Raw genomic sequence first — 9,724 nt, 5'->3', positions numbered from 1 at the left:
GCTCTCATAGGCCGGCAGCGGCAGGTCGGCGCCATGGGGCAGGCGCTTGATGGGAAGCGTGACCATGGCGCTCAGCGGTCCGTCTTGCTGGCCTGCGGCATGCGCGCCAGATGCGCAATCAACCGGCTCGCGACCTCGCCCTTGGGCAGGGTCGGCCAGGTTTCGACATTGTCGGAGGTGACGAGATGCACGGTGTTGGCGTCGCCGCCCATCACTCCGGTGCCGCCGACATCGTTTGCGACGATCAGGTCGCAGCCCTTCTTTGCCAGCTTGGCGCGGGCATAGTCGATCACGTGGTCGGTCTCGGCGGCGAAGCCGACGACGAGGGCGGGGCGATCGATCTCGCGTGCGGCGATCGTCGCCAGGATGTCCGGGTTCTCGACGAGGGCGAGGGCAGGCGCGCTCGCGCCGGCCTGCTTCTTGAGCTTGCCGGGCGCCTCTTCCGCAACGCGCCAGTCGGCGACCGCGGCGGCGAAGATCGCGATATCCGCCGGCAGCGCGCCTTCGACTGCGGCCAACATATCGCGGGCGGATTCGACATGGATCGTGGTCACCCCCTCCGGATCGGCGATCGCGACCGGGCCGGACACCAATGTCACGCTGGCGCCCGCGGCCGCGGCGGCGGCTGCGATCGCGTGACCCTGCTTTCCGGAGGAGCGGTTGGCGATGTAGCGCACGGGGTCGATCGGTTCATGCGTCGGCCCGGAGGTGATGAGCACGCGCTTGCCGGCGAGCAGCTTGGGGGCACCGGACGCGCCGCCCGGACTGCGACCGAGGAAGCCGATCGTTCCACCCGGGGAGAGCCGGGTTTCGCCGGCCAGCGCCTGTTCGATCGCCGCCAGCAGCTCATGAGGCTCGGCCATGCGGCCGGGTCCGTTCTCGCCTCGCTCGGCCATGGCACCGGAGTTCGGCCCGACGACGAGCACCCCGTCCTTCTCGAGCTGCGCCATGTTGCGCCGTGTCGCCGGATGCTCCCACATGCGCGGGTTCATCGCGGGCGCGATCAGGATGCGCTTGTCGGTGGCGAGCAGGGCAGTCGAGGCAAGGTCATTGGCAAGGCCCGTCGCCATCTTGGCGATCAGGTCGGCGGTCGCGGGAGCGACGACGACCAGATCGGTCGAGCGCGACAGCGCGATATGGCCGATATCGGCTTCGTCGGTCAGCGAGAACAAATCGGTGAAGCAGCGTTCGCCCGCCAGCGACGATACGGCGAGCGGCGTCACGAACTCTTCGCCGGCTTTGGTCAGGATGCAGCGCGAGGTGATGCCGTGGTCCTTCAGGCGCCGGATCAGCTCCAGCACCTTGTAGGCGGCGATACCCCCGCCGATGATCAGCAGGACGGAGCGAGATGCGGACAAGGGCGGGCTCCCGAGGCAAGAAGCCCTTCACCTAGCATCGCGGAGGCGCGGCTGTCATGGGGCGGACGTGCAGGGGCCTCTAGCGGAAGGGCGGCTCGTCGAAGGAACGCAGCTTGCGTGAATGGATCGTGCTGCCGGCTTCCTTGAGCTTCTCCAGCGCTGCAAGTCCAATTTTCAGGTGCTCGCCGACAGCGCGCTCATAGAAGGCGTTGGCGGCGCCCGGCAGCTTGATCTCACCATGCAGCGGCTTGTCGGAGACGCAGAGCAAGGTGCCGTAGGGCACGCGTAGCCGGTAGCCCTGTGCTGCGATGGTCCCGGATTCCATGTCGACCGCGATGGCGCGCGACAGGTTGATACGGCGGCGCTCCTTGGTCCAGCGCAGCTCCCAGTTGCGATCGTCCTGCGTCACGACGGTGCCGGTGCGCAGCCTCTGCTTCAGCCGGTCGCCCTTCTCGCCAGTGACCTCGGCTGCAGCCTGCTGCAAGGCGACCTGGACCTCGGCGAGCGCCGGAATCGGAATGTCCGGCGGCACATGGTCATCCAGGATGCCGTCCTGGCGGAGATAGGCGTGGGCCAGCACGTAGTCGCCGATGATCTGCGTCTGCCGGAGGCCACCGCAATGGCCGACCATCAACCAGCAATTCGGCCTGAGCACCGCGAGATGGTCGGTGATGTTCTTCGCATTGGACGGGCCGACGCCGATATTGACCAGCGTGACGCCTTCGCCTCCAGCGCGGATGAGGTGATAAGCCGGCATCTGGAAGCGATGCCAGGGCGCGGACATCACGCGCTCGGCGGCGCTGACATCGATGCCTTCGCGGTCGATCCGGATCCCGCCCGGCGCGACGAGCGCCTCGGCGGTGCCGGCCTCGATCTCGGCCAATGCCAGCCGCACGAACTGGTCGACATAGCGATGGTAGTTGGTCAGCAGCACCCAGGGCTGCACCATCCGCCAGTCGGTGCCGGTATAGTGGACCAGCCGCCGCAGCGAATAATCGACGCGCACCGCATCGAAGAGCGAGAGCGGGCGTGGCTCGCCCTCGATGATCTCGAAGGTGCCGTCGGCGATCTCGTCGCCGACCAGCGAGAGCAGCGGCGTCGGGAAATGCCGCGCAAGCTCCGCGGGCGAGATCCGGCCGCCGCCCAGTTCGTCGCCGCCCTCGATTGCATAGGGGTAGGGAATTTCCTGGGTGCTGATGCCCGTCTCGATGGTGGCGCCGTATTCCGTCACCAGGGGGTCGAGCTGGTCGAGCAGATAGGTCCGGAACTCGGCCGGCTGGGTCACCGTGGTCGAGTAGATGCCGGGCGCCGCAAATTTGGCGAAGCCGCGGCGTGTCGCTGCGGGCAGCTTCGACGGCTCATAGGTGACGCGCAGCATCGGGTAGCGATAGCGGGCGCGCTCCTCCGGCGTCGGCGGCTGTCTCGTATCGAAGAAGCGTTGGAGATCGGCGCGGAGCGCGTCCTTCGCTTCGGCATAAAGCGCCTCCAACCGGTTGATGGCGTCATGCGGCGTGGCGGCGATCTCGAAGCTCATGGCTGACTCTAGCCGGCTGCGGGCGCTCCTGACAACAACCGGCATCGCACCGGCCGATGGTCGGCAGGCCGGGCGTTCAGCGGTCTCGCAACGGGCGCTTGACGTTACGGCTTTGGTGCATTAGTAAGCCGGTCAGTTAATTAACCGATCGGTTTAGTTGATGTCGCCGGACCACCTCAGCGCCACGCTCTCTGCCCTCGCCGATCCCACCCGGCGGGCCATCCTGGCGCGCCTCGCGCTGGGGGAAACCTCGGTCAAGGAGTTGGCGGAACCTTTCGCGATGAGCCTCCCGGCCGTCTCGAAACATCTGAAGGTGCTCGAGAAGGCCGGCCTGATCTCCCGTGGCCGCGAGGCGCAGTGGCGGCCCTGCCGGCTCGATCCCGGCCCGCTGCGCGATGTGGCTGCCTGGCTCGAGCACTACCGGGTCTTCTGGGACCAGAGCCTGGACAGGCTGGAGAGCATGATTCTGGAGCTGAGGACTGAGGACCAGAATGCGGCGCTGTCGTTGAGCCCGCCTTCGAAGGGGACGGACGGACAATGATCGCGGCCCGTCATCGCCCCGGAATCCAGGCGGTTTTGCCTGCTCGCCAGGCGGTCTTGTCTGCTCGCCAGGCGGTCTTGTCTGCTCGCAATGAGATCTTAGATCCCAATCAAACAACTTTGGAGAGCATCATGTCTCTATCGATTACCGAGCCCGCCTTCGCAGAGCCAAGAGCCAAGCTCTGGACGGGACGGGTGCTGAGCGGTGTCGTCGTCGCGTTCCTGCTGTTCGACGGCGGTATCAAGCTGGCGCCCCTGCAGGTGGTCAACGATACCCTGCAGCAGCTGGGATATTCGGGAAGCAATGAGCTGGCCCGGGGGTTCGGCGCCATGACGCTGATCATTGCGCTGCTCTATGCCTATCCCCGCACCTCCATTCTTGGCGCCGTGCTGCTTACGGGGCTGCTTGGCGGCGCCATGGCGACGCATCTGCGCGTCGGCAGCCCGCTCTTCAGCCACCTCTTCTTTGGGCTCTATCTCGGCCTCATGGCCTGGGGCGGACTCTACCTGCGCGATCCGAGGCTGCGCGCACTCATCCCGCTGCGAAGCGCCTAGCAGCTTTCGCCACTCCCTCTCGATCCGTCACAGGAGCGTTCCGTGCTCAGCACCCTTCTTTGGGCCATTGTCGCCATTCTCGCCCTCGCCATCGTCGTCGTGCTCGTCCTGGCCGCGATGAAGCCCGACAGCTTTCGCGTCCAGCGTTCGCTCGCCATCAACGCACCGCCGGAGCACGTCTTTCCGCTGATCAACGGGTTCCGGAGCTGGGGTGACTGGTCGCCCTGGGAGAAGAAGGACCCGGCGATGAAGCGCAGCTTCAGCGGCGCGGAAAGCGGCCTCGGTGCGGTCTATGCCTGGGACGGCGACAAGAATGTCGGGCAGGGCCGCATGGAGATCGTCGAGGCCTCGGCTCCCCGCAAGGTTGGATTGAGGCTCGATTTCATCAAGCCCTTCGAGGCTCATAACGACGTCACATTCGCGCTCGAGCCTCGCGGCGGCGCCACCGAGGTGATCTGGACCATGACCGGCCCAGCGCCGTTCCTCACCCGGATCATGCATGTCTTCTTCAACGTCGATCGCATGGTGGGGCGCGATTTCGAGACCGGACTCGCCAATCTGAAAGTGGCGGCCGAGCGCTAGACCCATCTCAGTTCCCGAAGAACCAGCAAGGAGGAGGCTATACCCATGCAGACTGTCGAACCGCAGGACGAACATCGCTGGCTTCAGCAGCTCGTCGGCAACTGGGCTTATGAATCGAACTGCTCGCCCGACAAGCCGGAGGAGATCTTCAAGGGCTCGGAGACCGTTCGCTCCATCGGCGATCTCTGGATCGTCGGGGAGAGCAAGAGCGAGCTGCCCGACGGAAATCCCGCGACCATGCAGATCACGCTCGGCTTTGACCCCCAAAAGGGCCGTTTCGTCGGAACCTGGCTGGGCTCGATGATGGCGATGATCTGGACCTATGAAGGTTCTCTCGACGACAGCGGCAAGATCCTGACGCTCGAATCCGAAGGGCCCAGCTTCTCCGGCGATGGCACGACGTCGAAATATCGGGACATCATCGAGATCGGCAGCCCGACCGAGCGGTTGTTCTATTCGAAGGTTCTCGGTGCCGATGGCAACTGGAGCGAGTTCATGAGAGCTCGCTACCAGAGAATCTGATCCACCAAGCCATCCAAGGCCGGCGCGACCGGCCATTTCTCAAGGGAACAGCCCAATGAAGCTCTCGACTTATCTGATGTTCAACGGCAATTGCGAAGAAGCGTTCACGACCTACCAGAAGGTGCTTGGCGGCAAGATCACCGCGATGATGAGCCATGAAGGCACGCCGGCGGAGAACGACGTCTCGCCGGAATGGCGCAAGAAGATCATCCATGCCTGCCTGGAGCTCGACGGCCAGATGCTGATGGCGTCCGATGCGCCGCCGGACCGCAGCAGCGGCCCGATGCGCAGCGTCTATGTCAACGTCATGGTTAAGGAGGTCGCCGAGGCCGAGCGCATCTTCAAGGGGCTCTCGGAGGGCGGCCAGATCCAGATGCCGATCGGGGAGACCTTCTGGTCCAAGAGCTTCGGCATGCTGACCGACCGCTTCGGCACGCATTGGATGGTCAATGCCGAGTTCAAGAACGGATGAGCGCTGGCTTCTCCGAAAAGGCCCTCGCCGACACGGCCGCCGCGATGCGCGGCCATGTCACGCGCGGTGCCGTCGCCGGGATCGTCACGCTGATCGCCCGGGCGGATGACGTGCATGTCGAGACCTTCGGCCTGGCCGATTTCGACAGTGCTGCGCCGATGCGTCGCGATGCGATCGTCCGCATCGCCTCGATGACCAAGCCGATGCTGGCGGTGGTGGCTCTGTCGCTCGTCGAGGATGGAGCGATCGGGCTCGATGACGCCGTCGAGCCTTGGTTGCCGGAGCTGGCGGACCGCCGGGTCCTGCGCAGCATCGCTGGCCCGCTCGACGACACCGTGCCGGCCCGCCGATCAATCACGTTGCGCGATCTGCTGACGCTCAGGCTCGGCATCGGCGCGATCATGGCGCCGCCGGGCCGTTACCCGATCCAGCAGGCAATGGCCGATGCCGGCGTCGCGCCCGGTCCAATGAGCCCCGAGATGTCGCCCGACGCCTGGATGAAACGGCTCGGCTCCCTGCCGTTGATCCACCAACCCGGGGACGTCTGGATGTATCATACCGGCTTCGACGTGCTCTCGGTGCTCTTGGCCAGGGTTTCCGGCAAGCCGCTTGATGATCTCATGCAGGAACGTCTGTTTCGACCGCTGGGCATGGTCGATACCGGCTTCAGCGTGCCGGCGGGCCAGGCCGGACGACTGGCCAGCGCCTATCGTCTCGATTCGGACGCGGGCCGGCTCGTCCTGTTCGATCGCGGCGCCGGAGGCGCGTTTGCCCGCGCGCCCGCCTTTCCCTGCGAGCTTGTCTCGACGGCCGACGATGTCCTGAGATTTGCGCGCGTGCTCCTGGCGCGCGGGCAATACGGCGGGCAGGGCATCCTCTCGCCAGGGATGGTCGAGCAGATGACGCGGGATCAGATCACGCCGGAGCAGAAGGCGGTTTCACCGTTCTTCCCGGGCTTCTGGGAGAGCACGGGCTGGGGCTTCGGTCTTGGGATCGCGACGCAGCCCGATCCGATCTCGGCGGTTCCCGGGCGCTATGGCTGGGAAGGCGGGTTCGGCACCAGTCTCAATATCGACCCGCATCGGAACCTCGTCACGGTCTTCCTGAGCCAGAGACTGATGCAGGGTCCGGAAGACGCCGCCCTCGGCCAGGAATTCCAGGTCCTGGCCTATCGGGCGGTCGCCGGCTGAGGGGCGTCAGCTGAAGATGCTGTAGGCCAGCAGGCCCGCGATCAGCCACAATGCCCAGTTGCCCCAGCGGTTGCGCCGGGCTTCGGCCCGGCCAATCTCCTGGATGCTGCGTTCGTCCAGGACAAAGCCCTGGCGCGAGGCGTCCTCGAGTTGGCCCAGCACACGCTCGGCCCGAGCGGCCGTTTCAGGAAGGCTGGCGAGCGTCGAGAGCATGGACTGGGCGCCTCGGCTGACTTCCTCGATCTTGCCGAGAGGGCCGAGATTGCGGGTGATCCACTCGCGCACCACCGGCTCGGCCGTCTTCCACATATCGAGCTGCGGATCGAGCGAGCGCGCTACACCTTCGACCACGACCATGGTCTTCTGCAGCATGACGAGTTCGGTCCGGGTCGCCATATCGAACAGCCCGGTGATCTCGAAGAGAAGGGTCAGAACCTTCGCCATCGAGATCTCGTCGGCACGCCGGTCATGGATCGGCTCGCCGACGGCCCGGATCGCCTGGGCGAAGTCAGCGACATCGTGATGGGCCGGAACATAGCCGGCCTCGAAATGGACCCGGGCCACGCGGGCGTAGTCGCGCGTGATGAAGCCGAGCAGGATTTCGGCGAGGAACCGCCGTTCCTTGAGGCCGAGCCGGCCCATGATGCCGCCATCGACTGCAACCAGCCGGCCCTGCGCATCGACGAACAGGTTCCCCGGATGCATATCGGCATGGAAGAAGCCGTCGCGGATCGCGTGCTTCAGGAAGGACTGGATGACGGTGCGGCCGAGCGCCACGAGGTCATGGCCGGCAGTACGCAGCGCTTCGACATCGGAGAGGCGAATGCCGTCGATCCATTCGTCGACGAGCACCTCGCGCGCCGTCAGCTGCCAGTCCGGCTTCGGGACGCGGAAATCGGCATCGTCCCTGGTGTTCTCGGCGAATTCCGAGAGCGCTGCGGCCTCGAGGCGAAGGTCCATCTCCATGGTGACGGAGCGCGCCAGCGTCTCGACCACGCCGGAGAAACGCAGGCGCCGCGCCTCGTGCGAGCGGCTCTCGGCGAGTTCGGCGCCGAAGCGCATCGCCGCCAGGTCGCGGTTGAAACGGTCACGGATGCCGGGCCTAAGCACCTTGACCGCGACCTCCGAGCCATCCTTCAACCGTGCGCGATGGACCTGGGCGATCGAGGCGGCCGCGACGGGCTCGCCGAATTCGGAGAACAGCGCCTCGACTGGCTCGCCATGCGCGGCTTCGATCGCGGCGCGGGCCTGTTCCATCGGGAACGGCGCCATCCTGTCCTGAAGCGCCGACAGGTCTTCGGCGATCTTCATCCCGACCACATCTGGCCGCGTCGCCAGAAACTGGCCGAACTTGACATAGGACGGACCAAGCCGGGTCATCGCAGCGGCAAGGCGCGTGGCCGAGGAGCCGGCGCCCCGGCGCTCGATCAGCCGGCCGACCCTGATCAGCGCACGTGCCGCGGGCGGCAGAACCGACGGATCCACCAGCGCGAGCGCGCCTTCGCGAGCCAGAACGAAACCAACCCGCGCCATGCGGGTGAAATGGGCGATTGAGGAGATCATGCTGGAAGGCGGGCCGTCACAGCTTCCAGCCGGAATGCAGTGCCACGACCCCACCGGTCATGGGCGTGAAGCGCGCCCGCCGGAAGCCGGCTGCTGCGATCATGTCGGCGAAAACCTGTGGTTTCGGGAATTTGCGGATCGATTCGACCAGATAGCGATAGGGCTCCGCATCTCCCGTCACGAGCCTGCCCATCGGTGGGATCAGGTTGAAGGAATAGGTCTCGTAGATCTTGTCGAGCACCGGCACGTCGACATGGCTGAATTCGAGGCAAAGGAAGCGCCCGCCGCGCTTCAGGACGCGATGCGCCTCCGTCAGCGCCTTGTCGATGCGTGGCACGTTGCGAATGCCGAAGGCGATCGTATAGGCGTCGAAACTGTTGTCCGGCAGGCCGAGCTCCTCGGCATTGCCCTGGACGAAGCGGATGCGGCCATCGCCTGGAAAGCGCTTCTGCGCGCGTTCGCGCCCGACGCTCAGCATCTCGCCATTGATGTCGAGCACCGTCACATCGGTTGCCGGGCCGCCGGCTTCCAGGACCTGGAAGGCGACATCGCCTGTGCCGCCGGCCACGTCGAGATGGTGGAAAGCCCGGTCGCGCGGCGGCTTCAGCGTCGAGATCAGGGCATCCTTCCAAAGCCGGTGCAGACCCGCCGACATCAGGTCGTTCATCAGGTCGTAGCGGCCGGCGACCTTGTGGAAGACGTCGTCGACCTTGGCCTGTTTCTCGGCGAGCGGCACGGTCTCGAAGCCGAAATGGGTGGTATCGGAGGCTGCTGTCACGGCTTGGCCCGGAGCTTGTGTTCTGGTGAGGCGGTAACTAGAGCCGGATGAATAGCGAAACGAGCGAGCCTTGTCGCGGCCCGTCTCGACGCATGCTGAAGAGCGAAGTGCAATGCCCGAGCTTCCCGAGGTCGAAACCGTCCGCCGTGGGCTGGAGCCCGCCATGCTCGGCCAGGTGCTGGCCCGGGTCGAGCAGCGCCGGCCTGATCTGCGCTTTCCATTGCCTGAGCATTTCGTCGAGCGCCTGACCGGGCGGCGGGTCGAGGGCCTGTCGCGCCGCGCCAAGTACCTGATCGCCGATCTAGACGATGGCGAGGCGCTGATCATGCATCTCGGCATGAGCGGCCGCTTCGTGGTCGAGGCGTCGGGCACGCCACCCACCGAACCTGGCGCCTATTACAACGAGATCGGCCGGCACCTGCAGCACGATCATGTCGTCTTCCATCTCGGATCGGGAGCGCGCGTCACCTATAATGATGWCCGTCGCTTCGGCTTCATGGATCTCCTGCCGCGGGCCGAGCTGGAGAGCTCGAAGCATTTCGCGGCAATGGGAATCGAACCTCTCGGCAACGAGCTCTCCGGCGAAGTCCTGGCAAAGCTCTTTGCCGGCAAGCTCGCGCCGCTGAAGGC

General features: G+C 65.7%; 11 protein-coding genes. 7 read left to right on the top strand and 4 right to left on the bottom strand.

Going from position 1 to position 9,724, the window contains the following annotated elements:
* Positions 1-71 precede the first annotated feature (71 nt).
* Together AC1D34_RS28025 and AC1D34_RS28020 are read right to left on the bottom strand one after the other, a co-directional pair.
* Positions 72-1,358, bottom strand: coding sequence for a phosphopantothenoylcysteine decarboxylase domain-containing protein (locus AC1D34_RS28025; RefSeq protein ID WP_441504991.1), 1,287 nt, complete (start codon positions 1,356-1,358; stop codon positions 72-74).
* A 79-nt stretch (positions 1,359-1,437) separates the two neighbouring features.
* Entirely contained in the window at positions 1,438-2,892 is a 1,455-nt protein-coding gene (locus tag AC1D34_RS28020; RefSeq protein WP_441504990.1) for an AMP nucleosidase, read from the bottom strand.
* Positions 2,893-3,052: 160 nt separating this feature from the next.
* On the opposite strand from AC1D34_RS28020, the gene AC1D34_RS28015 reads away from it, so the two are divergent.
* The 6 genes from AC1D34_RS28015 to AC1D34_RS27990 all read left to right on the top strand — a co-directional run bounded on the left by AC1D34_RS28015 (position 3,053) and on the right by AC1D34_RS27990 (position 6,753).
* On the top strand, positions 3,053-3,433 hold the full coding sequence (locus AC1D34_RS28015; protein WP_441490545.1) for an ArsR/SmtB family transcription factor: 381 nt from the start codon (positions 3,053-3,055) through the stop codon (positions 3,431-3,433).
* A 131-nt stretch (positions 3,434-3,564) separates the two neighbouring features.
* Positions 3,565-3,987 carry a DoxX family protein gene (locus tag AC1D34_RS28010; RefSeq protein WP_476825959.1) on the top strand — a complete coding sequence of 141 codons (423 nt, stop codon included), beginning with the start codon at positions 3,565-3,567 and terminating at the stop codon, positions 3,985-3,987.
* Between the two features lie 42 nt (positions 3,988-4,029).
* Positions 4,030-4,569 (top strand): SRPBCC family protein, encoded by a 540-nt coding sequence (locus AC1D34_RS28005; protein WP_441490546.1) that lies wholly within the window; start codon positions 4,030-4,032, stop codon positions 4,567-4,569.
* 45 nt (positions 4,570-4,614) lie between these two features.
* Positions 4,615-5,091, top strand: coding sequence for a DUF1579 domain-containing protein (locus tag AC1D34_RS28000; RefSeq protein WP_476767502.1), 477 nt, complete (start codon positions 4,615-4,617; stop codon positions 5,089-5,091).
* 55 nt (positions 5,092-5,146) lie between these two features.
* Positions 5,147-5,563, top strand: a complete 417-nt coding sequence (locus tag AC1D34_RS27995) for a VOC family protein (RefSeq protein ID WP_441504986.1) — start codon at positions 5,147-5,149, stop codon at positions 5,561-5,563.
* Positions 5,560-6,753: a serine hydrolase domain-containing protein gene (locus AC1D34_RS27990; protein ID WP_476825958.1), complete on the top strand. Its 1,194-nt coding sequence runs from the start codon at positions 5,560-5,562 to the stop codon at positions 6,751-6,753. Before AC1D34_RS27995 ends, AC1D34_RS27990 begins: the two co-directional genes overlap by 4 nt.
* A gap of 6 nt (positions 6,754-6,759) precedes the next feature.
* On the opposite strand, the gene ubiB is transcribed toward AC1D34_RS27990, so the two are convergent.
* Complete coding sequence (ubiB, locus tag AC1D34_RS27985; RefSeq protein WP_441490550.1) at positions 6,760-8,316, bottom strand: 2-polyprenylphenol 6-hydroxylase; 1,557 nt, start codon at positions 8,314-8,316, stop codon at positions 6,760-6,762.
* Between the two features lie 16 nt (positions 8,317-8,332).
* Positions 8,333-9,094, bottom strand: coding sequence for a bifunctional demethylmenaquinone methyltransferase/2-methoxy-6-polyprenyl-1,4-benzoquinol methylase UbiE (ubiE, locus tag AC1D34_RS27980; RefSeq protein ID WP_441490551.1), 762 nt, complete (start codon positions 9,092-9,094; stop codon positions 8,333-8,335).
* Positions 9,095-9,206: 112 nt separating this feature from the next.
* On the opposite strand from ubiE, the gene AC1D34_RS27975 reads away from it, so the two are divergent.
* A partial coding sequence (locus tag AC1D34_RS27975) for a DNA-formamidopyrimidine glycosylase family protein (protein WP_476825957.1) occupies positions 9,207-9,724 on the top strand: 518 nt, incomplete at its 3' end.

Source organism: Allobosea sp. P1_A7 (assembly GCF_056406775.1).
The sequence above is the reverse complement of the archived record's forward strand: the minus strand, read 5'-3'. Positions and strand labels throughout refer to the sequence as shown.

Coding starts and splice junctions, on each gene's coding strand:
- AC1D34_RS28020 (WP_441504990.1), bottom strand. CDS start 2,892: ATGAGCTTCGAGATCGCCGCCACGCCGCATGACGCCATCAACCGGTTG.
- AC1D34_RS28015 (WP_441490545.1), top strand. CDS start 3,053: ATGTCGCCGGACCACCTCAGCGCCACGCTCTCTGCCCTCGCCGATCCC.
- AC1D34_RS28010 (WP_476825959.1), top strand. CDS start 3,565: ATGTCTCTATCGATTACCGAGCCCGCCTTCGCAGAGCCAAGAGCCAAG.
- AC1D34_RS28000 (WP_476767502.1), top strand. CDS start 4,615: ATGCAGACTGTCGAACCGCAGGACGAACATCGCTGGCTTCAGCAGCTC.
- AC1D34_RS27995 (WP_441504986.1), top strand. CDS start 5,147: ATGAAGCTCTCGACTTATCTGATGTTCAACGGCAATTGCGAAGAAGCG.
- AC1D34_RS27990 (WP_476825958.1), top strand. CDS start 5,560: ATGAGCGCTGGCTTCTCCGAAAAGGCCCTCGCCGACACGGCCGCCGCG.
- ubiB (WP_441490550.1), bottom strand. CDS start 8,316: ATGATCTCCTCAATCGCCCATTTCACCCGCATGGCGCGGGTTGGTTTC.